The organism is Streptomyces flavofungini (assembly GCF_014650815.1).
Lineage (GTDB): Bacteria > Actinomycetota > Actinomycetes > Streptomycetales > Streptomycetaceae > Streptomyces > Streptomyces flavofungini.
The window spans coordinates 540,950-562,970 of the sequence record NZ_BMVR01000003.1; the positions used below are offsets into that span (position 1 = coordinate 540,950).

Here is a 22,021-nt window from a genome sequence, read left to right on the forward strand (position 1 = left end):
GCAACCACCCACCCACCCCTCCAGCGAAGGCGCGCACATGACCAAGGACAAGACGTTCACCCTGATCACCGAGGCCGTCCGGGAGATCCTGCCGGAGCTCGCCGACCGTGACCTCAGCGAGTCCGACACCCTGGACGCGCTCGGCGCCAACTCCATGGACCGCGCGGAGATCGTCATGACCGTCCTGGAGGAGATGGACCTCGACATCCCCCTCGTCGAGACCCACGGGCCGCAGAACCTGGGCGAGCTCGCCCAGCACCTCAGCGACACGGCAGCGGCCAAGGCCCGGTGACATGAGGCATCCCGCAGGGCTCGTCGTCACCGGCCTCGGCGTCACCACCGCCGTGGGCCAGGGCAAGACCGCCTTCACCGACGCGCTGTTCGCCGGGGCGCACCGCTTCGCCGTCATGGAGCGGCCCGGACGGCAGCTCGGCACCCGCTTCGTGGGCGCCGAACTGCCGGTCCCGAAGCCGACCAGCCGGCTCGGCGCCCGCGAGCTGCGCACCGCCTCCCTCACCGGACAGGTCGCCCTCACCACCCTCGAAGAGGCGTGGACCGAGGCCGGCCTGGACGGCTACGACGCCGACCGCGTCGGGCTCGTCATCGGCGGCAGCAACCTCCAGCAGCGCGAACTCGTGCTCGCCCAGGACCGGCACCGCGCCAAGCCGCGCTTCCTGCGGCCCAGCTACGGCCTGTCCTACCTGGACAGCGACCTGTGCGGGCTGTGTACGACGGCCTTCGGGATCCGCGGCTTCGCGCACACCGTGGGCGGCGCCTCGGCCAGCGGGCAGCTCGCCGTCATCGAGGCGGCCGAGGCCGTCGCCTCCGGCCGCGTCGACGTGTGCGTCGCGCTCGGCGCGCTCGCCGACCTGTCGCACTGGGAGCTGCTCGGCCTGCGTGCGATGGGCGCCATGGCGGCAGAGGACCACGCCGACGCGCCCGCCGAGGCCTGCCGCCCCTTCGACCAGGGGCGGTCCGGCTTCGTGTACGGCGAGGCCTGCGCGGCCCTGGTCGTCGAGCGCGCGGGCGCCCGCCCGGACGCCCCCGCCCCGTACGCGCGGCTCAGCGGCTGGTCCGTACGCCTGGACGGCAACCGCGACCCCAACCCGTCCCTGGACGGCGAGACCGCGGCGATCCGGGGGGCCCTCGACCACGCGGGCCTCACCGCGCGGGACATCGACTACGTCAACCCGCACGGCACCGCGTCCCCGGCCGGGGACACCACCGAGGTGGCGGCGCTCAAGGCCTGCGGCCTCACGCACGCGGCCGTCAACGCCACGAAGTCGATCACCGGGCACGGCCTGACGGCGGCCGGAGCCGTCGAGGCGGCCGCGGCCCTGCTGCAGTTGCGGCAGGGACGGCTGCACCCGACCCGCAACCTCACCGACCCCATCGACGACGCCCCGCACTGGGTGCGCGACGCCGCCGTCGAGGCCGACATCCAGCACTGCCTGAGCCTGAGCATGGGCTTCGGCGGCATCAACACCGCACTGTGCCTGAGCGCGTGCGACGCCTAGAGAGCAGAAGAGCGAACCCCATGTCCCGCGTCGGTATCGAAGCGATGAACGTGTTCGGCGGCACGGCCGTGCTCGACGTCATGCAGTTGGCGCGCCACCGCGACCTCGACCTCGCGCGCCTGAACAACCTGCTGATGAAGGAGAAGACCGTCGCGCTGCCCTTCGAGGACCCGGTCACCTTCGGGGCCAACGCGGCCCGGCCGCTCCTGGACCGGATGAGCGACGAGGAGAAGGGCCGCATCGAACTCCTCATCACCTGCACCGAGTCCGGCTTCGACTTCTCGAAGTCGGCGAGCACCTACCTCCACGACCAGCTGGGCCTGAGCCGCAACGTGCGGATGTTCGAGCTGAAGCAGGCCTGCTACGCGGGCACCGCGGGCCTCCAGATGGCCTGCAACTTCATCCTCGCCAACACCTCGCCGGGCGCGAAGGCCCTCGTCATCGCCACCGACATCTCGCGCTACATCCTGGAGGACGGCGCCGACGTCGCCGCGCAGGACTGGGCGTACGCCGAACCGAGCGGCGGCGCGGGCGCGGTGGCCCTGCTCGTCAGCGACACCCCGCACGTCTTCCAGCTCGACGTCGGCGCCAGCGGCACCTACGGCTACGAGGTGATGGACACCTGCCGCCCCGCCCCGGACAGCGAGGCCGGTGACGTCGACCTGTCCCTGATGTCGTACCTGGACTGCTGCGAGCAGGCCTATCGCGCCTACGCGGCCAAGGTCGAGGGCGCCGACTACCGCGACACGTTCCAGTACCTCGCCTTCCACACCCCCTTCGGCGGCATGGTCAAGGGCGCCCACCGCACGATGATGCGCAAGGTCGCCAAGGCCAAGGGCGCCGAGATCGCCGCGGACTTCGAGCGCCGCGTGCTGCCCGGCCTCGGCTACTGCGGGCGCGTCGGCAACATCATGGGCGCGACCGTCTTCCTCTCCCTCGCGAGCACCATCTGCAACGGCGCCTACCCGGACCCGCGGCGCGTCGGGCTCTTCTCCTACGGATCCGGCTGCTGCTCGGAGTTCTACAGCGGCGTCGTCACCCCGGACGGCGCGTCCCGGCTGCGGGGCATGGGCGTCGAGGACCACCTCGACGCGCGCTACCGGCTGTCCCTCGACGAGTACGACCAGCTCCTGCGGGAGAGCGCGTTCGTCCGCGTCGGCACCCGCGACACCGTCGTCAACCAGGACTTCGCCGACCGGACCGCACCGGGCACCGCGGGCGCGTCGCCCCGTCTCGTGCTGCGCGCGATCAAGGAGTTCCACCGGGAGTACGCATGGATCGACTGACCTACTCCACCCTGCGCGTGCGCGAGCAGGGCAGCGTCCTCTTCGCCCGGATCCACCGGCCCGAGGCCGACAACGCCATCAACGCGACACTCGTCCACGAGCTGGACGACGTGTTCGCCCGGGCGGCGCAGGCGGATCACACCACCGTGGTCGTCCTCGAAGGGCTGCCCGAAGTCTTCTGCTTCGGCGCCGACTTCGGCGTGATCAGCGACGCGGCCCGCTCCGGCCAGGACACGGCCTTCGACCCGGAGCCCATGTTCGAGCTGTTCCGGCGGATGGCGTACGCCGACGTGCTCACCGTCGCGCACGTGCGCGGCAAGGCCAACGCGGGCGGCGTCGGCCTCGTCGCCGCGTGCGACATCGTGATCGCCGACGAGAGCGCCACCTTCAGCCTCTCCGAGCTCCTCTTCGGCCTGATCCCGGCCGTCGTCCTGCCGTACCTGATCCGCAGGACCGGCTTCCAGCACGCCCACTACCTCGCCGCGACCACCCGGACCGTCGACGCCCGGCAGGCCCACGCGTGGGGGCTCGTCGACGCGCTCGGCCCCGACAGCGAGGCGCTGCTGCGCCGCCATCTGCAACGCCTCGGGCGCCTGTCGAAGAAGGGCGTCGCCCGCTACAAGACGTATCTGCGCGCCCTGTCCCCGCTGGCCGAGCACACCAAGGACGTCGCCCTCGCCACCAACCGCGAGGTGTTCGCCGACCCCGACAACGTCCGCGCGATCCGGCGCTACGCCGAGGACGGCGTCTTCCCCTGGGAGAGCCGGACGGCGGACACCGACCCGGCCCCGGCGACACCGCCCGCGCCCCGCCCCGAGCCCTCACCGATCGAGAACACCGTGACCGTGCCACCTCAAGGCCAGCGCCCCGCCCCGCCGCCCGCCCTCTCGCCCCGCGCCCTCGGCAACCCCCGCTTCCGCGAGGCCCACGGCGTCGACTACGCCTACGCCGCCGGGGCGATGTACAAGGGCATCGCCTCCGTCGACCTGGTCACCGCGCTCGGCAACGCGGGCATGCTCGGCTTCTTCGGCACCGGCGGCCTCGCCCTGGACGCCGTCGACGACGCGATCACCCGCATCAAGAAGGGCCTGGACCCCGGCCGCGCCTACGGCATGAACCTGCTCAGCAACCCGGAGGACCCCGACCAGGAGGCCCGCACCGTCGAGCTGTTCCTGCGCCACGGCGTCCGCTCGGTGGAGGCGTCGGCCTACCTCCGGCCCACGCTGCCCCTGGTCCACTACCGCCTCGCGGGCCTCGGCACCGACGCCGACGGGCGGCTCCGCCAGGACCACCACATCATCGCCAAGGTGTCGCGCACCGAGGTCGCCGAGCCCTTCCTGCGCCCGGCGCCCGCCCCGCTGGTCCGCCGCCTCCTCGACGACGGACTCATCACCCCCGAACAGGCCGAACTCGGCGCCCGGCTGCCGCTGGCCCAGGACCTGTGCGTCGAGGCGGACTCGGCGGGACACACCGACGGCGGCAACGCCTACGTCCTGATGCCCGCCATGCGCGCCCTGCGCGACCGCGTCACGCGCGAGGAGCGCTACCCCGGCGAGGCCGCCGTGCGCGTCGGCGCGGCGGGCGGCATCGGCACCCCCGAGGCGGCCCTCGCGGCCCTGACCCTGGGCGCCGACTTCCTCGTCACCGGCTCCATCAACCAGTGCACGATCGAGGCCGGGACCAGCGAGGCCGTCAAGGACGTCCTGCAGGGCCTCGGCGTGCACGACACCGAATACGCGCCCGCGGGCGACATGTTCGAGGTCGGCGCCCGGGTGCAGGCCGTCAGGAAGGGCACCTTCTTCCCGGCCCGCGCCCAGAAGCTGTACGACCTCTATCTGCGGCACGACTCCCTCGACGACCTCGACCCGCGGACCCGGGCCACCCTGGAGGGCAAGTACTTCAAGCGGTCCCTCGACGAGGTGTGGCGGGAGACCCGCGACCACCTCGCGCGCCGCCACCCCGCCCGGCTCGCCGAGGTCGAGCGGAGCCCCAAGCAGAAGATGGCCCACGTCTTCCGCTGGTACTTCGTTCACTCCACCCGGCTCGCCCTGCACGGCGCCCCCGACCAGCGGGTCGACTACCAGATCCACTGCGGCCCCGCCCTCGGCGCCTTCAACTCCTGGGTGCGGGGCACCGACCTGGAGCCGTGGCGCAACCGCGGGGTCGACGTCATCGCCGAGCGGCTGCTGCACGGGACCGCGGCCCTGCTCGCGGAGCGCCTCGCCGCCTTCGGCGCCCTGACCACCGGAGCCACCGCTCCCGACAACGGCTGAGTGATCACATGACATCCGTGTACGTCTTCCCCGGGCAGGGCTCCCAGCGCAAGGGCATGGGCAAGGAGCTGTTCGGGAAGTACCCCGACCTGGTCGCACGGGCCGACCGGCTCCTCGGCTACTCCCTGCGCGAGTTGTGCCTCGACGACCCCGACCGGGTCCTCAACCGCACCGAGTACACCCAGCCCGCCCTGTACGCGGTCAGCGCCCTGCAGTACCTCGACCACATCGACTCCGGCGAGGCACCGCCCGCCGTCGTCGCCGGGCACAGCCTGGGCGAGTACAGCGCCCTCTTCGCCGCGGGCGCCTTCGACTTCACCACCGGCCTCGACCTAGTGCGCAGGCGCGGCGAGTTGATGAGCCGGGCCCCCAAGGGCGCGATGGCCGCGGTCGTCAACCTCGACCAGGAGCGGGTCGCGGAGATCCTCGCGGGCCTGCCGCACCACAACATCGACATCGCCAACATCAACTCCCGCCGCCAGTGCATCCTCTCCGGCGTCTACGACGAGATCCACGCGCCCGACGTCCGCGCCGCGTACACGGCGGCCGGTGGCTCCTTCATCCCCCTCAATGTGAGCGCCGCCTTCCACTCCCGGTGCATGACCGACGTGCAGGAGGAGTTCGCCCGGCACCTGGCGGGGGTCGACTTCCGTGCGCCGCGCATCCCCGTGATCGCCAACTGCACGGCCCGGCCCTACCCGGCGACCGGCCACGCCGACCTGCTCGCCCGGCAGATATCGAGCCCCGTCAAGTGGTACGAGTCCCTGTCCTGGCTGCTGGCGCGCGGCCACGACGACTTCCGCGAGATCGGCCCCGGCGACGTCCTCACCAAGCTCACCGGCAAGATCCGCGAGGAACCCCTGCGGATCGAGGAGCCCCCGCGCGTCGAGGCGCCCGCCCCACCCCGGCGGCCCGCGCCCAGCCCCGCCCCGAGCCGGACCTCGCGGCGCCCCGAGCTCGTCTTCATGTACGGCGGCCAGGGCACCCAGTACTACCGGATGGGCCAGGAGCTGTACGACACCCATCCGGCCTTCCGGGACGCCATGGACCGCGGCAGCGCCCTGTACGAGGCGGCCCAGGGCACATCACTCGTCGCCGCGATGCATGACAGCTCGCGCCGCGGCCAGGACTTCGACGACATCCTGCACACGCACGCCGCGCTCTACAGCATCGGCTGGGGCCTCACCGAGGCCCTGCGCGCGGAGGGCTTCGAGCCGGACGCGGTCCTCGGGCACAGCCTGGGCGAGTACGTCGCGGCCACCGTCGCCGGGGTGATGTCCTTCGAGGACGGCCTCGACCTGGTGATGAAGCAGGCGCACCTGCTGAAGCTGCGCTGCCGCACCGGCGGCATGCTCAGCGTCCTCGCCCCGCCCGCCCTGCACCAGCGGCGCCGCGACCTGTTCGCCGGACTCGCCCTGGCGGGCGTCAACTTCGGCGCCGACGCCCGCGGCAACTTCGTCGTCAGCGGCGACGCGGACCGGATCACCGAGGCCCGCGCCGCGCTCGACAGGGAAGGAGTGGTCGCCGTCCGCCTCCCGGTGCGCTACGGCTTCCACTCCGCCCTCGTCGACGACATCCGCCACGAGTGCCGCAGCCTCGGCCGCGCGGTCCGGGTGAGCGCGCCCCGGGTGCCGGTGTACTCGTGCGCGTACGCGGGCGAGCTCGACGGGGAGACCCTGAACCGCTGGGACGACTACGCCTGGGACGTGATCCGGGGCCGGGTGCGCTTCGACGAACTCATGGCCACCGCCTTCCGCGACCCGGCACGGCACTACTTCGTCGACCTCAGCGCCAGCGGCTCCTTCGTGAACTTCCTCAAGCACGGCTACGGCCCGGACCACCGCGGCACCTTCGCGATCAACCAGTTCGGCAACAACGCGGCGTCGATGGGGAGGCTGCGCGAGGGACTGCGCGAGGTCGCCGGGGGAGTACCCGCCCTGGTGTGAGGCCGTGGGGCCTGACGGCGAGGGGGCCTGACGGCGAGGGCGCCCACCGCACAGCGGTGGGCCCCCGATGCCTCTTCGGACCAGCGGCCGTATCAGCCGACCGCCACCGGCAGCGACGCCACGCCGCGGACGTTGATCCGGCCGTTCCAGGACACCTCGCCGTCCAGGGCCAGCTTCGGGAACCGCGGCAACATCCGCTCGAACGTGATGGTGGCCTCCAGGCGCGCGAGGGCCGCGCCGAGGCAGTGGTGCGAGCCGGAGCCGAACGCCAGGTGTCCGCGTGCCCCCTCCCGGTCCAGGCGCAGCTTGTCCGCGTCCGGGCCCCAGTGCGCCTCGTCACGGTTCGCCGAGGCGAGGCCGCCGATCACGAACGAGCCCGCGGGGATCTCGACGCCGCTGAGCACCGTCGGCTCGACGGTGATGCGGCGGCTGGACTGCAGCGGGCTGTCGTAGCGCAGCAGCTCGTCGACGGCGTTGGGGAGCAGTGCGGCGTCCGCGCGGAGCGCGGCCAGCTGGTCGGGGTGGCGCAGCAGGGCCAGCGTGCCGTTGGCGAGCAGGTTCACGGTCGTCTCGTGGCCCGCGATGTAGAGCAGCGTGATCTGGGCGATCAGCTCGTCGTCGCTGAGCTTGTCGCCGTCCTCCTCGGCCTCGATCAGGGCCGTCATCAGGTCGTCGGCGGGGTTCTTCCGCTTCCACGCGATCATCTCGGCGGTGATGCCCGCCAGCTCCTCGTCCGCGGCCTCGATGGCCTGCATGACGGCGGGGTCGGCGACCGGCTCCAGGGAGCGGACCATCGTGGCGCTCAGCTCACGGATCCGCTCGTGGTCGGTGGGCGGGGCGCCCAGCATCTCGGCGATCACCGCGAACGGCAGCGGCGAGGCCAGCTCGGGCACCAGGTCCGCGCGGCCGGAGGCGGCGATCCGGTCGAGCATGCCGTCGACGAGCTCGCCGATGCGGGGCGCGAGCGCCTGGATGGACTTGGGCGTGAACGCCTTCTGCACCAGGCGGCGCAGCCGGGTGTGGTCGGGGGCGTCCCGGTCGATCATCGAGAAGCCGTCGATGAGCGGGGTCCTGCGGGACTCGTCTTTCTGCCGCAGGTTCACCATCGCGCCCGCGGTGACGTTGCGCAGCTCGACCGAGGCGCCGGAACGCAGCAGCGCGAACACGTCCGCGTAGCGGGTGACCACCCAGAACCCCATGGGGTGCGGATAGACCGGCGCGGTCTCACGGAGCATCGCGTACTGCGGGTACGGATTGTCGGTGAACCCTTCGGCGAAGGGGTTGAACAGCGGTATGTGCTCCTGAGGAGGAACGCCCCCGGTCATCTGGTGCTCCTTGTTGTTGCCCCGGCAGGAGGGATCTCCCGCCCGGATTCGATGAGAGTTCGCAGGTCACGCTAGTGCGGCCAGGTGAACCGGCGGTGTGTGACCACGAGGAGAGCAGGAGGGTACCCGGCGGGGGGCGGGGGTGACTACGCCGCCCAGTGCGCGGGGTGCTCCAGGGGGCTCGACACCTTCGTCCGGGCGTCGCCGCGCGCGGCGTTCAGCTGCGGCTGGGTGAGGAACAGGGCGCCCGTCAGGTCGGCCCCGCACAGGTTGGTGTCCCGCATGTCCGCGCCGATCAGGTCGGCTTCGCGCAGGTCGGCGTCCGACAGGTCGGCGGCGATGAGGAGGGCGCCGCGCAGGCTGGCGCCGCGCAGCTTCGCGCCGCGCAGGCGCTTGCCCATGAGGTTGGCGCCCCGGTGGTCCTTCTTGCGGCCGGGGACGGCCGCCCGGGTCAGCTCGCTGGCCCGCAGCAGCAGCGGGTTCACCTCTCCGCGCAGCGCGTCCACGTCCACGCCGAGGAGCGTCTCGGGGGTGTCCCGGGTCAGCGCGTCGATCCGGGAGTACGCCCGGCGCAGCTCCTTGTGCACGGGGCGGGCGGCGGCCAGGTCCAGGGCCTGGGCGGTGTACTTCAGGAGCTCCTGCAGCTGCCGCACGACGGGGAAGACCTCGTACATCGTGCGGGCCGTGTCGGGTTCCTCCCGCCAGCTCACGCCCTTGAACGTCACCTGGGAGACCTTCTGACCGGCGCCGAAGCAGTCGAAGACCGTACAGCCGTTGTAGCCCTTGTCGCGCAGCCGCTCGTGGATGCCGCAGCGGAAGTCGTCCTGGAGGTTGCCGCACGGCGTCCCGGCCGCCTTGTTCACCGGGAAGTCCGACGAACGCGAGAACGGCAGCGCCACACAGCACAGCCCGAAGCAGTTGCCGCAGTCGGCCTGCAGTTCGGTCTTGGCGGCGTGCGAGATGCGCTCGGACAAGGCGGTGACTCCTGATGCTCTGGCGTGCGGCGGGCGTACGCCTCCATTGTCCCTCGGCCGGGGACCTCCCGGGTACGCGGGCCGGGAGGGAGGTCGTGTGCCGACTACGCAGAGTGCGCGAGGATGGCCCGAGAGTGCTGTGGCGACCGCCCCCAGCGGGTCTCAGAGGGGGAAGTCGCCACCGGTGATCACGGCGAGTGCGACGACGGTGGCCATGGACACGAGGCGGCGGGCACCGTGGGAGGCGTGCCCCCGGAAGGTCGTGCCGGTGCTCGGCCCGGTGTCGTCGGCCTGCTGCCGCGCCTGCGCCGGTACGTCCGTCACCTCCCGGCAGGTGCCGTCGGCGTGCACCAGGAACATTGCGCCGTGCTTGTCGTGGACCAGCTTGCCTAGAACGATCTTCTCGTCGGGCATGTCTTCTCCTTGGGGGTTCCGGGTTTCCGCGTGCCCTTGGGCGTGCCGGGCGGCTACCTGCCCTGCTCCCTCTCCCTGGTGCAGCCGCCCACCGGCTCGCGGGGCCACTGCGGCAGGCACACCAGGTCCCGGTCGCGCCGGTCGTGCGAGAGGTAGCGGCCCACGCAGTCGTCGGCCTGGGTGCGGCCGACGGACTCGCAGAACCGCAGCGCCCGGGTTCCGTCCCGGTAGGGGCCGGGCTCGTAGATGACCCAGTAGCCGGGGTTGAGCGAGGCGAAGTCGCTGCTGTCGAGGAGTTGCGCGTACGGGACGGACTCCCGTATCGCCGCCAGGGCCCGGCGGGCGTGCTTCTCGCCCTCTTGGTGTGCCACGGAGGCCAGTTGGGCGATCCAGCGTGCCTTGAGAGGGCTCGAAAGGGGCTGCACGGCGCCCGGCGCCGCGGATCCGGCCGGGGACGGACTGTGCAGGTCACGGGCCTGCCAGCCGACGGTGACGCACGCCATCGCGGCCGCCATCCCCAGGCCCGCGAGCCATGCGCGGCGCGCGGGCCGGACCTGCGCGCGGGTCGGCGCGGGGGACTGGCCGGTGGGATGGAGGAGGACCACCGCTTCCGGCGCGGTGTCCGGCTCGGGCGGATCCGCCGCGGCCGACTCCGCGGCGTACAGCGCCCGCAGTTCGCTGTCGATGTCGCCGGGGTGATCCTCGTAGTGCCGGACCAGGGCGGTGTGCAACGCGTCGACGCTGTCGGCTCGACGTTCACGGTCGTGGGAATTCACTGTGATCCTCCCTCCATCCGGTGGGGCGGGCTGGGCAGTTCGGCCTCGGCGGCGCGCTCGCGGAGCTTCTTCTTCGCGCGCCGTACGGAAGCGGAGACCGAGGCAGGGGCGATGCCGAGGGCGTCCGCGGTCTCCGTACGGGACAACCCCAGGTATTCACGCAGGAGCAGCGCCCAGCGCAGTTCGGCGTTGAGGGAGTTGATCTCCCGGAGCACTTCGGCGATCTCAAGTGCCCGGTCCGGGCCCAGGGTTCGGCTCACCGATGTCCACTCCCCGTTGTCCTCGGGGAGTTCGCCCGCGGGCGCCCAGGGGCTCCGCCGGGCGACGCGGACGGCGTCGACGGCCTTGCCGGACGCGATCCTGCGGAGCAGCGGCCAGGGGGACTCGACGGGCCCGTCCTCGCGCAGGATCTGGAGGTAGCGCAGAAACGTGTCGTGGGCGACGGCGTCGACATCGGTTCCGGGTCCGGCCACCGTGTAGATCACGGAACGCACTCCGGGCCGATACTTCTTGTACGTCTCGGTGAACAGGGCGTCCAGTTCGGGCCGGTGCGGAAGGGCACGGCGTATCACAGGGCGCCCACCCCTCGTCCGGGTCCACCCAAGCTCGTGGACCGTACCGTCCCGAGCGTGTTGTGCGGCTTCGCTCATGTCTATAGAGCCGACGGCGGCACGGAAAAGGCGACTGCCCGGCCGTCGGGAATTCGGCGCGCGCCGCCGACGGGCCGAGGAGGGGGAGTCGTCGCGGACGTCCGCCACCCCGTCCCGGTTGTACGCGTCCAACCGATTGACCGTCCGCCCGGTGTGCGCTTGCATCACCGAGGGCCCTGGCACCGGGCCGGGGCCGCGCCTCGTGGGGGGAACACATGGCCGGAGCCGGCCTGCACAAGAGACGTGTCGTACGCGCGGTGAGCGCGGGCGCGCTGGCGCTCTTACTCTCGGCCGGGGCCCTGCCCACGGCCGCCGCAGCACCCGACGGTGCCTCCGCACCGACGCCCCGAGGGCCCGCCGTGGCCCCCGGGACCACCCGACTGCTCAGCGTCGCCGCCGACGGCGGCCCGGCGGACGGCCACTCGGACCGGCCGGTCATCAGCGCCAACGGCCATGTCGTGGCGTTCACTTCGCGGGCCACCAACCTCGTCACCGGCGACACCAACGACCGCTCCGACCTGTTCGTACGGGACCTGCGCGGCGGCAACACCCGACGGGTCCTCGACCCCTACGGGGAGATCACCTCGCCGACGCTCAGCGCGAACGGCCGGTACCTCGCCTACACGGCGACCGGCGCCGAGGGCTCCGCCGTGATGGTGCGGGATCTCTGGAAGGGCACTGCCGAACGCGCCGACGTGGACCTCTCGATGGAGCACTCCGACGGCCACGCACCCGCCCTCTCCGCCGACGGCCGCACCGTGGCGTTCGCCGTCCACGGCGACCCGGCCTTTCCGGGTGCCCTCGCGGTCTATCTGCGCGACCTGCGCGCCGGGCGCACCGAACGCGTCACCCTCCCCGCCGGTCCCGACGACACCTTCCGCGGCTTCCGCGCCCCGGCCCTGAGCGCCGACGGACAGCGCGTCGCCTACCAGTACGTGCACGGCACCCCGCCGCGCGGCGACTGGTCCGACCTCTACGTCTACGACCGCGACACCGGCGGCGAGACCCAGGTCGACACCACCCACGACGGCAGCCCCGCCGACGGCGCCGCCACCAACCCGCTGTTCAGCGCCGACGGCGACACCCTCGCCTTCGACTCCAGCGCCTCCAACCTGGTCCCGGGCCGCGACCCGAACAACAGCCACAACCCGTTCGTGTGCGACCTGCGCACCGGAACCGTCCAGCGGATCGACGCGGTGCTGCCCGGGCCCGAAGGCGTGCTGTCCGTGGACGGGGTGTCCGCCGACGGGTCGAAGCTGCTCCTCGACACCTGGCCGGTCCTGACCGTCGACGACGCCGAGTACGTCCGCGACCTGCGCACCGGCTCCAACGTCCTGGTCTCCCCGGACAAGGACGGACGGCCCGGCAACGCCATCGACGCGCGGACGGACGGCGCCGCGCGGACCGTCGTCTTTTCCGGGTTCGACAGCGCGAACTTCGTGGCGGGCGACACGAACGGCGCCGAGGACGTGTTCGTGTTCGTACGCAAGAAGCGCTAGGGGCAGCAGGGGTGTGAGAGGTCTTGGCGGGCGCGGGAGGCGCGGGGAGGTGAACCGTTCCTGTGGCAGGCCCGTGACGGGACGGCGGTCGGTGTGTGATCTCTCCCGGCGATGCTCGACAGAGGGATCGGCGAGGTCGCGGCGCGGGCGGACGGAACCGCCCGCCCGCGCCGCGACACGACGGGAGAGACGAGACCGTGACCATGCCCCAGCCGATACCGCAGCGGCCCATGGGCGGCCCGCACGCGCCCACGGCGACGTGGCATCTGATCGTCGAACGGCACGAGACCGCGACCGGAGGCGGCTTCTGGGGCACCGAGTTGCTGGGCGAGTGCGTCGGGACCCGCGAACAGGCCCTGGCCATGCTGGCGGACAGGGCGCGCCACTACGTGCCCGAGCACCCCTGGAACCGGCGGCGGACGCAGTTCTACCGGACCGTCGACGGCTTCATGATGATCACGGAGGGCGTCCGCAGCAGCCGCCGGTGGACGTGCCGCTTCCTGGTGGCGGAACTCCTCTGGGACACCGGGGTGCCGACGCAGTAGGTTCCCGAGCGGCCGACGTGCGTGTCCGCGGGCACCGTCCCGGCGCGGCGGATCAGCCGTTCTTGCGGGCCGCCTCCCGGCGCTGCCGCTTGCCCAGGGGTGCCTGGGAGAGGTCCTCGGCCTGGGCCCGCAGGTTCTTGTAGCCGTAGCCGCGCTCGGTCAGCCAGGCCCTCGCCGTCTCCTCGGCGTGTTCGGTCGCGGTGAGGATGTCCTCCTCGGCCTCGCCGGAGTCGAGGAAGCGGAAGGTGAAGGCGGGGCGGGCCGCCAGGTCGTAGCTGAGGTGCCCCTCGGGGGTGAAGGACGCGCTCAGGATGTCGTGCTCCGCGGCACGGGCCAGGAGTTCGGCCCGCTGGTCGGCGCTCAGGCCGTCGAAGACGCCGCGGACCATGACGCGGAAGGTGCGAGTGCTCATGCCCCGACCCTAGGCACGGGGATCGCCGGGTCTCCACCGCATTTCGGCAGCACCGGCGACGGGCCGCCCAGGCGGGGCGGACGGTGGACGTGGCGCGTAGACATAGTCGATCATGGCCTGATGTCGCTGCTTACGTACGAGACCGATCTGTTCGAGCACGCCCGGGGCCGCCTGGAGGCGATCGCCTACCGACTCCTGGGGTCGGCCGGTGACGCCGAGGACGCGGTGCAGGAGGTGTACCTGCGGTGGCACGCGGCCGACCGGGAGCGGATCGAGATACCCGAGGCGTGGCTGACCAAGGTGCTCACCAACATCTGCCTCAACCAGCTCACCTCGGCGCGGGCCAGGCGCGAGACCTACGTCGGGCAGTGGCTCCCGGAGCCGGTCCTGGCCGGGGACCGGATGCTCGGCCCCGCCGACACCGTCGAGCAGCGCGAGTCCGTCTCGATCGCGATGCTCACCCTCATGGAGCGGCTCTCGCCCAACGAGCGCGTCGTCTACGTACTGCGTGAGGCGTTCGGGTACGGGCACCGCGAGATCGCGGAGATCCTCGACCTCACCGAGTCGAACTGCCAGCAGATCTACCGCCGCGCCAAGCAGCACCTCAGCACCGACCGGGCCCGCGTCGAGGTCGACGCGGCCGCCGCGGGGAAGGCCGTCGAGAGCTTCCTCGCCGCGGCCCTCAGCGGCGACACCGAGCCGCTGATCCGGCTGCTCACGGACGACGCGGTCAGCGTGGCCGACGGCGGAGCCAAGGTCCAGGCCCGCAGGACCCCCGTCCTCGGCGCGCTCGCCATCGCCCGGTACCTGCGTGGCCTGTTCCGGCCGAACGAGGCCAAGCGGGCCCGTGTCGGCGACGGCGGCGCCGCCCTGCACGCCGCCGTCGTCAACGGCGGTCCCGCCGCGCTGATCGTGGTCGGCGCGGAGATCCTCGGTGTCATCTGCCTCGCGCCGACCCCCGACGGCGTCGAGGCGCTGCACATCCAGGTCAACCCCGACAAGCTCGCACGCGTCACGCGCCAGTGGGCGGCCGACGGCCCGCACCACCCCCTCATGAAACTGTGGTGACCCACGTCACAACGGATTCCTGTCAGGGATCGCGCGGCTGTCCGGTTCAGGGGGTGAGTCCAACCGGATAGGGAGCCAGTCATGAAGCACCGCATCGTCGTCCTCGGAGCCGGATACGCCGGAGCCATCACCGCCGGCCGCCTCGCCAAGCGACTGCACCGCGACGACGTCGAGATCACCCTCGTCAACGCGGACACCGAGTTCGTCGAGCGGGTGCGCCTGCACCAGCTCGCGACCGGGCAGGACCTGCCGAGCCGCCCCCTGCGCGACCTCTACGCGGGCACCGGGGTGCGGGTCCGGCAGGCATGGGTCACCGCGGTCGACGCCGACCGCAAGAGCGTCGCCCTCACCGGCGAGCACGGCGCCGAGACCCTCGGCTACGACACCCTCGTGTACGCGCTCGGCAGCACCGCCGCCGACCACGGTGTCCCCGGCGTCGCCGCGTACGCCCACACCGTCGCCGGGAAGCAGGACGCGCTGCGACTGCGGGACCGCCTCGGCGAGTTGGAGCCGGGTGGGACCGTACTGGTCGCGGGCGGCGGCCTGACCGGCATCGAGGCGGCCACCGAGATCGCCGAGGCCCGCCCCGACCTCAAGGTCGCCATCGCCGCCCGCGGCGGCGTCGGCGACTGGCTCAGCGACAAGGCCCAGGGCCACCTCCGTGTCGTACTCGACCGGCTCGGCATCACGGTCCACGAGCGGGCCGACATCACCCGGGTCGAGGCGAACAGGGTCGTCACCGACGCGGCCGGGGAGATCCCGGCCCACGTGACCGTGTGGACCGCGGGCTTCACCGTCCACCCGATCGCGGCCGCCACCACCCTGGCGGTGTCCGACACCGGGCGGATCGTCGTCGACGGCACCATGCGCTCGGTCTCGCACCCCGACGTGTACGCCGTCGGGGACGCCGCGCTCGCCGAAGGGGCGGGCGGCAAGCACCTGCGGATGTCCTGCGCCACGGCCACCCCGATGGCCTGGCAGGCCGCCGATGCCCTCGCCGCGCGCCTCACCGGCCGCAAGGTCCCCGAGACCACGATCGGCTACAACGCCCAGTGCATCAGCCTCGGCCGCCGCGACGGCATCCTCCAGCGCGTCACCACCGACGACCAGATGACGTCCTCGGTGTTCACGGGCCGGGCCGGCGCCCGCATCAAGGAACTCATCTGCTCGGGCGCGGCCTGGAGCGTCTCGCACCCGACGATGATGATGCCGACCCGCCGCCACCGCATCGCGGCGACCGCCGCGGCGGAGCCCCGGCCCGTCACCGCGTGACGCGGTCGCGGCAGCCGGACGCGCCGGTCCAGCGCCGGGCTCGCGCGGCGTACGGAAGTGCGAAGGAAGCGATTCTGTACGCCGCGTGTTCCGGCCCTGCCAATGGGGCCGCCCCGCGCCGACGGTGACCGGTGCGCCCCGCGGGGCGCCTTGTCGCGGTCGCACGGGGTGAGTTGAGTGAGGTGCCTGTCCGTCGGCAGGAGGGAACCATGTCCAGTTCGCCCTTCACGACCGGTGCGGCTCCCGGGGCACTCCCCGGCCTCGGGCACATCTGGCCCCTGATGCGACGCCCCATCGAGTTCCTGACCTCGCTCCCGGAACACGGCGACCTGGTGGAGATCAGGCTCGGCCCGACGCGCGTGTACGTACCGTGCCACCCCGAGTTGTTGCGGCGGACCCTGACCGACGACCGCACCTTCGACAAGGGCGGCAAGTACTACGACAGGGCGCGCGCCCTGGCCGGGAACGGCGTGGCCACCTGCGCGCACCAGGACCACCGCCGGCAACGACGGATGCTCCAACCCGCCTTCCATGCGTCGCAGTTGGCGGGCCATGCGGTGACCATGGAGCAGGAAGTGAAGTCGCTGACCGACTCCTGGGGCGATGCCGAGGTCATCGACGCGTATCCCGTGCTCTACGCCCTCGCCCTGCGGACCGTGACGCGCACGCTCTTCTCGACGCGCGTCACCGACGATGTCGTCCAGGGCATTCAGCACTCCTTCGACATCGCGTTCAGCGGCTTCTTCCGGCAGATGTTCATGCCCCCGGCGCTGTTGCGTCTCCCCCTGCCCGCGAACCTCCGGCACCAGCGGGCCTTGCGGAACCTCAACGAGATCGTGGACCGCGTGCTGCGGGATTCCTCGGTGGGGGAGTCGGCGGGGGAGCCAGTGAGGGAGTCGGTGGGGGAGGGGGACTCGCGGTGATCTACCGCTCCCGCTCCCACAGCTACCGGGAGCTGCCCCTGCGCATGGCCGAGCTCGGCGGCATGTACCGCTCCGAACTCTCGGGCGTCCTGGGCGGGTTGACCCGCGTGCGGGCCATCCAGCTCAACGACGCGCACATCTTCTGCACCCTCGACCAGGTAGCGGAGGAGGCGTACGGCGCTCTGGAGATGATCCGCAGCGCGTACCGGGCGCTGGGCATCACCCCGGTCCGCCACCGGCTGTCCCTGCCAGACGCCGGCGGGAAGTACGTGGCCGCGCCCGAGTTGTGGCAGCGGGCCACCGCCCTGCTGACCGAGGTCCTGGACCGCTCCGGGCTGCCCTACGAGGCCGTGGCGGGCGAGGCCGCGTTCTACGGGCCCAAGATCGACGTCCAGGTCGCCGACAGCGCGGGCCGCGAGTCCACCCTGTCCACCGTCCAGGTCGACTTCCACCAGCCCGAGCAGTTCGACCTGCACTACATCGGCGCGGACGGCGCCAAGCACCGCCCGGTCATGGTCCACCGCAGCATCGTCGGCAGTGTGGAGCGGGCCGCCGCCCACCTCATCGAGCAGCACGGCGGTGCCTTCCCGGCCTGGCTCGCCCCCACTCAGCTGGTCGTCCTGCCGATCTCCGACAGCGAGCGGCCCAACGCCGAAGCGCTCGCCGGGCGTTGCGCCGACCTCGGCCTGCGCGCCGAGGTCGCCGGGCCCGAACGGGGCAGCCTGGGCGCCCGGATCCGAGAGGCCCGCCTGGTCCCGTACCAAGCGGTCATCGGCGCCAAGGAAGCCGCCGACGACCACGTCGCCCTGCGCCTGCGGGACGGCCGCCGCCTAGACCCACGCCCCGCGGCCGACGTCCTCGCCCGCATCGGCGCGCTCGTCGGGGCCCACAGCGCCAACGTGTGGGAGGACGAGGTCAGTTCGTAGCGGCCACGGTGGTGGCGGCCGTGGCTGAGGGTCCGCCGACCCGGGTCGGCGGACCCTCAGCGCATCAGCTGATCACCTCGGGTGCGAAGTAGTCACGCAGTCGCGCGATCTTCCCGTCACGGACACGAAAGATCTGCACGAGGGAGACGGTGACGTCCTCCCCGTCCCCGTTCCCGTCCTCGCTTCCCCCGCCGTCGAAGACCGTGTCGATCTCGGCGATGAACACATCGGGATCGGCGGTGACGTGCAGCACGAATCCGGACTTCTCCAGGTTCGGCGCGCGCTGGTCCTTCGTCTGACGCTCGTAGTACGCCGCCATCGCGCCGCGGATCTCCTCGCGCCCCACCATCCTCTTGGGGAGGGCGGCGTCGCCGGGCATGAGCGGCAGCTCGATGACGCCGTCCGGGGTGAAGTTCTCGGCGAGGGCGTCGGCGTTCTGGGTCAGGGGCCCGGCGTGGACGTAACTCTCGAAGATCTGCTGCGGCGTTCGGGACACGGCGGTCTCCCTGGAAATCGGACACGGGGAGCACCATCATCACAGGGACGATTCCGCCGCGCCCACCGTTCAGGGCGACACCCTCTGTCCCGTCGGCCGTCACCCCGAGGTCAGGACGTCCGTCAGCACCCGCACGTGCCCGTGCGGGAGATCCTTGGTGGCGGTCAGGAGGGTGAGTCGGCCCGCGCGGGCGAGTGCGCGGAGCCGGTCGAGTTCCGCGGCGCGCTCCGGGTCGGCGAGCTCCTGCCGGTAGCGCTCGGCGAACTCGTCGTACTGGTCGGGGTCGTGGCCGTACCAGCGCCGCAGTTCGTTCGAGGGCGCCAGCTCCTTGTCCCACGCGTCCAGCCCGGCCCGGTCCTTGGACACGCCGCGGGGCCACAGCCGGTCGATGAGGACGCGGGAGCCGTCGTCGGGCGCGGCGGGGTCGTAGATGCGTTTGACCTGGATGTCGAGGGGGCGCCTTGTCGTCATGTCGGTATTTTCCGTCCGGTGCGTCGGCAGGGGTGCCCGGCGGTGGTGCGAACGGGTGGCGGCCCTCCCCGGGACGGGTTCCGGGGAGGGCCGCCTAGTCATGGGCGCCCTCGCGTCATGGTGTGATGACCGATGCCGACGAGTCGGTTCGCATGATGTGGTCGGTGTGTATCTGGCGGGCGATGAACCGGCCGTTCTCGACACTGGCCGAGATGGCCACCGGGGCGAGTGAGTTCCCGTCCGGGAGACCGGCGTAGTAGAGGCCGGGGAGCGAGCCGAGAATGCCCTGCTGCTGGAGGGGCGCGCCGTGCTCGTCGAGCACCCGGTCCGGCAGGATGCGGTAGTCCGGGCCGAAACCGGTGCACCAGATGATCGTCGTGATGTTGTGCTGCGCCAGGTCGAGGCGCGTGCCGAAGTCGGACAGCGGAGACATGTCGATGCCCGGTGCGGGCCGCTGTTCCGGAGCCACGAAGCCGCGCTGGCGGATGCGGGTGTCGATGGTGTCCATCGCCTGCCGGAACGCGCGCGCGGACTCCTCCGCGACAGCGAGGACATTGTCCGCGAGGAGGAGGGTGCGGCCGTCCGCCGCGCGGGCGGAACCGACGAGGACGACGCCCTTCGCCGCCAGGGTGCCGAGGTGGAGGTCGCCGCTCTTGTCCCGCACGGCGGTCACCGGCAGCCCCGGCAGCACGGGCGTGCCGTGGCCGCCGACGGTGACGAAGTCCTCGTACAGGGAGAGGGCGAACATCCACTCATGGAGGCCCCGGCCGCGATAGCGGCGCGGCCACGCGCGGTGGCGTCCGACCGACAGGAAGACCGCGCGCCCGGCGTCCACGAGCTCGTCGGCGATCTGCTGACCGCTGATCCCCGCGCCCACGACAAGGACAGCCCCGTCCACCAGGGCCTCGGGGTTGCGGTAGGAGCGCGAGTGCAGCTGATCCACGGCCGGGTCGACGTCGGACGCCAGCGCGGGCACGCGGGGCGCCGCATAACCGCCCACCGCCGCCGCGAGGTTGCGGGACTCGATGACACCGCCCTCGGACAGATGGGTCCGGAACCGCACCTCGTCGCTGTCGTCGGCGTCCGGCGGGCACTCGACCTCCCGCACGGACGTGTGCTCCCGCACGTGCAGCTCGCGCTCCTTCGCGTAGCGGCGCAGGTGGTACGCCAACTCGCGTCCCGACATGAATCCGTCGACGTCGTCGCCGTCGTAGTCCCAGCCGGGGAACCGGACCGAGCGGTTCCCGCTGCCCACGAGCAGACTGTCCCACCGTTCGTGCGCCCAGGCCTGGCCGATCTCCGCCCGCTCCAGGACGACCGCCTCCCGGCCGAGCTCCTGCAGGGACGCGGCCACCCCGCACCCCTGCTGCCCGGCGCCGATGACGACGGTCTCCGCGTACTCGACTGCTCCCATGACCACACCCTTCTGCCGCGACGCCGCGACTACTTAGGCTTGCCTTACTGGAACCTTGCCTCGTGAAGTCGGCTTGATGTCAAAGGGAGTTGTGATGCGCGGTGCGGTCTCCATCGGCGAAGCGGCGGCGCTGTACGGCCTCGCCCCGTCCACGGTGCGGTGGTGGGAGCAGCAGGGCGTGCTCAACACGCCCGCCCGCTACGGGGTCAAACGGCGCTACGGCGACCCCGACCTCCGCCGGATCGGCGTCGCCTACCTGTGTTGCGTGGTGGGGACGATGCCGCTGGACCAGGCGGCCATCGTCACCTCGGGCACGTCCCCGCACAGCGCCTGGCAGGGCACGGTCGGCGCGCAGATCACTCAGCTGGAGGAGCGCATCGGGGAGTTGGAGGCGGCCCGGGACTACCTGTGCCATCTGCTGAGCTGCACGGACGACGACATGGCCGAGTGCCCTGTCCTGGAGGCCGAGTTGAGAGCGCGCACGCCACGGGGGCGCATCGCCGTGGCCGACCTCGTGAGCGCCGCGCGCGCTGCCCGGGGCGGCGGGCAGCGGAGGGAGGGGGCGGCGGACCGTGACGGAAAGGCGAGCGTGGAGCGGCCCCCGGGTGACGAAAGCCCGGGGGGCTGTCTCGGTTGCGGGGGGCCGCTGACACGGGGGTCGCGGGGGCGGCCCCGGACGTACTGTTCGCGTGCGTGTCGGCAGCGCGCCTATCGCATACGCCGAAGCGGCCGGGCCTGACTGGCGCGTCCGGTGGACTTGGCGCACCTGACGCGCTCGGCCGGCCTGGCGGAGCTGGGGCGCCTAGTGGACTTGGCGCACCGCCACTGCGTTGTACGGCGTCGAGGGCGTGGTCTCCTCCGTGAAGCGGGAGTTGGGCAGGTAGAGGCGGTTGCCGAACGGGGCGACGGTGGTGGGGATGCGGAAGCGGGGGTCGGTGATCCGGGCGATGGCGGTGCCGCGCAGGCCTGTGGCGTCCAGGTGGAACACGTCCACGGCGTTCTGGACCTGCTGGACGACGTAGAGCGCCCGGCCGAGGAGGAGGGCGCCGTCGCCGTCGGGGAGCTTGCTGCCGCCGAGGTCGACGCGGCGGGTGTCGCCGGTGCGCGGGTCGACGCGGTAGAGGCTCCCGCCGTGGGCGTGGACGTTGATGACGAGCAGCCCGCGGCCGTCCGGCGTCCGCTCCAGGCCGTTGGTGGTGAAGCCGTCGGCGGGCGCCTGGACCCACTCGCCCACCAGGGGCAGCGTCACGATGTCCCGGGCCGGGGGCAGCTCGCCGTGGGGGCCGAACGGCAGGCCGTACAACTGCTGCTGGGTGGAGTCGGTGAACCAGGCCGCCCGGGGCGTGAGGACGACGTCGTTCACGACGGTGCTCGGCTTGCCGACCTCGTACGTGGCGAGGACGCGGTCGGTGCGGGTGTCGAAGACGCGCAGTTGCCGGGTGAAGCCGCCCGCGATGAACAGGCGCCCGCGCCCGTCGGTCCTGAGGCCGAGGCTCATCGGATCCATGTCGGTCGCGAAGGTCTCGCCGCGGCCGGTGGCGAGGCTCGCGCGGTACAGGGCGCCGCTGTTGCGGGAGCCGAACCAGGCGGTCGGCCCCGGGCCGATGGCGATGCCCTCGGGCTGGAAGCCGTTCGGGAGGGAGAAGTCCGTGGGCCAGGAGGCGCCCGCGGGCTCGGCGCGGGCCGCCGTGGCGAGCGGCCCGAGGGCGGTCAGCGCCCCCAGGGCGGCACCGGCACCGAGCATCGTGCGGCGGGAGGCGGAGGCACGGGAAGTGTCATGGTCTGCCATGGCGTACATCCCTACCCCGGTCCGGCCGTCGCGAAGGGCGCGGCC

At 72.4% G+C, this 22,021-nt stretch carries 21 protein-coding genes and 1 pseudogene; 12 read left to right on the top strand and 10 right to left on the bottom strand.

Translation table 11 applies throughout. The features are described 5' to 3' along the window. The first annotated feature begins 37 nt into the window (after window positions 1-37). Genes IE274_RS09435 through fabD form a run of 5 tightly spaced genes read left to right on the top strand, consistent with a single transcriptional unit; the run spans window position 38 to window position 7,022 of the window. Entirely contained in the window at window positions 38-292 is a 255-nt protein-coding gene (locus IE274_RS09435; protein WP_190115154.1) for an acyl carrier protein, read from the top strand. Window position 293: 1 nt separating this feature from the next. Next, the gene (locus tag IE274_RS09440) at window positions 294-1,517 is read left to right on the top strand and encodes a beta-ketoacyl synthase N-terminal-like domain-containing protein (RefSeq protein ID WP_190115155.1); all 1,224 of its coding nucleotides are present in this window, start codon (window positions 294-296) and stop codon (window positions 1,515-1,517) included. Window positions 1,518-1,537: 20 nt separating this feature from the next. After that, a complete protein-coding gene (locus IE274_RS09445; RefSeq protein WP_190115156.1) occupies window positions 1,538-2,803 on the top strand; it encodes a hydroxymethylglutaryl-CoA synthase family protein in 1,266 nt (421 codons plus the stop codon). Further along, window positions 2,791-5,076 (top strand): enoyl-CoA hydratase/isomerase, encoded by a 2,286-nt coding sequence (locus IE274_RS09450; protein WP_190115157.1) that lies wholly within the window; start codon window positions 2,791-2,793, stop codon window positions 5,074-5,076. The genes IE274_RS09445 and IE274_RS09450 overlap by 13 nt, the downstream gene beginning before the upstream one ends. An 8-nt stretch (window positions 5,077-5,084) precedes the next feature. Beyond that, window positions 5,085-7,022 carry an ACP S-malonyltransferase gene (gene fabD, locus IE274_RS09455; protein WP_190115158.1) on the top strand — a complete coding sequence of 646 codons (1,938 nt, stop codon included), beginning with the start codon at window positions 5,085-5,087 and terminating at the stop codon, window positions 7,020-7,022. Between the two features lie 92 nt (window positions 7,023-7,114). Here the strand turns inward: fabD and IE274_RS09460 are convergent, their stop codons facing one another. From IE274_RS09460 to IE274_RS09480, 5 genes are all read right to left on the bottom strand, one after another. Continuing rightward, entirely contained in the window at window positions 7,115-8,347 is a 1,233-nt protein-coding gene (locus IE274_RS09460; protein ID WP_190115159.1) for a cytochrome P450, read from the bottom strand. 146 nt (window positions 8,348-8,493) lie between these two features. Continuing rightward, a complete protein-coding gene (locus tag IE274_RS09465; RefSeq protein ID WP_190115160.1) occupies window positions 8,494-9,321 on the bottom strand; it encodes a pentapeptide repeat-containing protein in 828 nt (275 codons plus the stop codon). Window positions 9,322-9,483: 162 nt separating this feature from the next. Beyond that, window positions 9,484-9,735 (bottom strand): hypothetical protein, encoded by a 252-nt coding sequence (locus IE274_RS09470; protein WP_190115161.1) that lies wholly within the window; start codon window positions 9,733-9,735, stop codon window positions 9,484-9,486. A gap of 53 nt (window positions 9,736-9,788) precedes the next feature. Then, a complete protein-coding gene (locus IE274_RS09475) occupies window positions 9,789-10,511 on the bottom strand; it encodes a hypothetical protein (protein ID WP_190115162.1) in 723 nt (240 codons plus the stop codon). Continuing rightward, window positions 10,508-11,083 (bottom strand): RNA polymerase sigma factor, encoded by a 576-nt coding sequence (locus tag IE274_RS09480; protein ID WP_190115163.1) that lies wholly within the window; start codon window positions 11,081-11,083, stop codon window positions 10,508-10,510. The genes IE274_RS09475 and IE274_RS09480 overlap by 4 nt, the downstream gene beginning before the upstream one ends. A 293-nt stretch (window positions 11,084-11,376) precedes the next feature. Here IE274_RS09480 and IE274_RS09485 point away from each other — a divergent pair, with 293 nt between their 5' ends. Next, window positions 11,377-12,660, top strand: coding sequence for a TolB family protein (locus IE274_RS09485; RefSeq protein ID WP_190115164.1), 1,284 nt, complete (start codon window positions 11,377-11,379; stop codon window positions 12,658-12,660). 203 nt (window positions 12,661-12,863) lie between these two features. Continuing rightward, complete coding sequence (locus IE274_RS09490; RefSeq protein ID WP_190115165.1) at window positions 12,864-13,205, top strand: hypothetical protein; 342 nt, start codon at window positions 12,864-12,866, stop codon at window positions 13,203-13,205. Between the two features lie 52 nt (window positions 13,206-13,257). On the opposite strand, the gene IE274_RS09495 is transcribed toward IE274_RS09490, so the two are convergent. Further along, on the bottom strand, window positions 13,258-13,617 hold the full coding sequence (locus tag IE274_RS09495; RefSeq protein ID WP_190115166.1) for a DUF6204 family protein: 360 nt from the start codon (window positions 13,615-13,617) through the stop codon (window positions 13,258-13,260). 120 nt (window positions 13,618-13,737) lie between these two features. Between IE274_RS09495 and sigJ the strand changes: the two genes are divergently transcribed. From sigJ to IE274_RS09515, 4 genes and pseudogenes are all read left to right on the top strand, one after another. Next, on the top strand, window positions 13,738-14,685 hold the full coding sequence (gene sigJ / locus IE274_RS09500) for an RNA polymerase sigma factor SigJ (RefSeq protein WP_190115167.1): 948 nt from the start codon (window positions 13,738-13,740) through the stop codon (window positions 14,683-14,685). Between the two features lie 81 nt (window positions 14,686-14,766). After that, window positions 14,767-15,957 carry an NAD(P)/FAD-dependent oxidoreductase gene (locus IE274_RS09505; RefSeq protein WP_190115168.1) on the top strand — a complete coding sequence of 397 codons (1,191 nt, stop codon included), beginning with the start codon at window positions 14,767-14,769 and terminating at the stop codon, window positions 15,955-15,957. A 281-nt stretch (window positions 15,958-16,238) separates the two neighbouring features. Next, complete coding sequence (locus IE274_RS09510; protein ID WP_229909436.1) at window positions 16,239-16,880, top strand: cytochrome P450; 642 nt, start codon at window positions 16,239-16,241, stop codon at window positions 16,878-16,880. Continuing rightward, window positions 16,874-17,806 (top strand): annotated as a pseudogene (locus tag IE274_RS09515) (aminoacyl--tRNA ligase-related protein); the annotation flags it as partial. The gene IE274_RS09510 and the pseudogene IE274_RS09515, both read left to right, overlap by 7 nt. A 64-nt stretch (window positions 17,807-17,870) precedes the next feature. Here the strand turns inward: IE274_RS09515 and IE274_RS09520 are convergent. The 3 genes from IE274_RS09520 to IE274_RS09530 form a co-directional block, all read right to left on the bottom strand. Further along, entirely contained in the window at window positions 17,871-18,302 is a 432-nt protein-coding gene (locus IE274_RS09520; protein ID WP_190115170.1) for a nuclear transport factor 2 family protein, read from the bottom strand. A gap of 99 nt (window positions 18,303-18,401) precedes the next feature. Continuing rightward, window positions 18,402-18,773 carry a DUF488 domain-containing protein gene (locus tag IE274_RS09525; RefSeq protein ID WP_190115171.1) on the bottom strand — a complete coding sequence of 124 codons (372 nt, stop codon included), beginning with the start codon at window positions 18,771-18,773 and terminating at the stop codon, window positions 18,402-18,404. Between the two features lie 115 nt (window positions 18,774-18,888). Beyond that, entirely contained in the window at window positions 18,889-20,187 is a 1,299-nt protein-coding gene (locus IE274_RS09530) for a flavin-containing monooxygenase (RefSeq protein ID WP_190115172.1), read from the bottom strand. A 94-nt stretch (window positions 20,188-20,281) separates the two neighbouring features. On the opposite strand from IE274_RS09530, the gene IE274_RS09535 reads away from it, so the two are divergent. Further along, window positions 20,282-20,926, top strand: a complete 645-nt coding sequence (locus IE274_RS09535) for a MerR family transcriptional regulator (protein ID WP_198897869.1) — start codon at window positions 20,282-20,284, stop codon at window positions 20,924-20,926. Window positions 20,927-20,989: 63 nt separating this feature from the next. Here the strand turns inward: IE274_RS09535 and IE274_RS09540 are convergent, their stop codons facing one another. Next, window positions 20,990-21,976, bottom strand: coding sequence for an SMP-30/gluconolactonase/LRE family protein (locus tag IE274_RS09540; protein ID WP_190115174.1), 987 nt, complete (start codon window positions 21,974-21,976; stop codon window positions 20,990-20,992). Between the last annotated feature and the right edge of the window lie 45 nt (window positions 21,977-22,021).

Bases quoted from the DNA above. Each gene is read 5' to 3' on its own strand.
- IE274_RS09435 (WP_190115154.1), top strand. From the start codon at position 38: ATGACCAAGGACAAGACGTTCACCCTGATCACCGAGGCCGTCCGGGAG.
- IE274_RS09440 (WP_190115155.1), top strand. From the start codon at position 294: ATGAGGCATCCCGCAGGGCTCGTCGTCACCGGCCTCGGCGTCACCACC.
- IE274_RS09445 (WP_190115156.1), top strand. From the start codon at position 1,538: ATGTCCCGCGTCGGTATCGAAGCGATGAACGTGTTCGGCGGCACGGCC.
- IE274_RS09450 (WP_190115157.1), top strand. From the start codon at position 2,791: ATGGATCGACTGACCTACTCCACCCTGCGCGTGCGCGAGCAGGGCAGC.
- fabD (WP_190115158.1), top strand. From the start codon at position 5,085: ATGACATCCGTGTACGTCTTCCCCGGGCAGGGCTCCCAGCGCAAGGGC.
- IE274_RS09460 (WP_190115159.1), bottom strand. From the start codon at position 8,347: ATGACCGGGGGCGTTCCTCCTCAGGAGCACATACCGCTGTTCAACCCC.
- IE274_RS09470 (WP_190115161.1), bottom strand. From the start codon at position 9,735: ATGCCCGACGAGAAGATCGTTCTAGGCAAGCTGGTCCACGACAAGCAC.
- IE274_RS09485 (WP_190115164.1), top strand. From the start codon at position 11,377: ATGGCCGGAGCCGGCCTGCACAAGAGACGTGTCGTACGCGCGGTGAGC.
- IE274_RS09490 (WP_190115165.1), top strand. From the start codon at position 12,864: ATGCCCCAGCCGATACCGCAGCGGCCCATGGGCGGCCCGCACGCGCCC.
- IE274_RS09495 (WP_190115166.1), bottom strand. From the start codon at position 13,617: ATGAGCACTCGCACCTTCCGCGTCATGGTCCGCGGCGTCTTCGACGGC.
- sigJ (WP_190115167.1), top strand. From the start codon at position 13,738: ATGTCGCTGCTTACGTACGAGACCGATCTGTTCGAGCACGCCCGGGGC.
- IE274_RS09505 (WP_190115168.1), top strand. From the start codon at position 14,767: ATGAAGCACCGCATCGTCGTCCTCGGAGCCGGATACGCCGGAGCCATC.
- IE274_RS09510 (WP_229909436.1), top strand. From the start codon at position 16,239: ATGCGACGCCCCATCGAGTTCCTGACCTCGCTCCCGGAACACGGCGAC.
- IE274_RS09525 (WP_190115171.1), bottom strand. From the start codon at position 18,773: ATGACGACAAGGCGCCCCCTCGACATCCAGGTCAAACGCATCTACGAC.
- IE274_RS09530 (WP_190115172.1), bottom strand. From the start codon at position 20,187: ATGGGAGCAGTCGAGTACGCGGAGACCGTCGTCATCGGCGCCGGGCAG.
- IE274_RS09535 (WP_198897869.1), top strand. From the start codon at position 20,282: ATGCGCGGTGCGGTCTCCATCGGCGAAGCGGCGGCGCTGTACGGCCTC.
- IE274_RS09540 (WP_190115174.1), bottom strand. From the start codon at position 21,976: ATGGCAGACCATGACACTTCCCGTGCCTCCGCCTCCCGCCGCACGATG.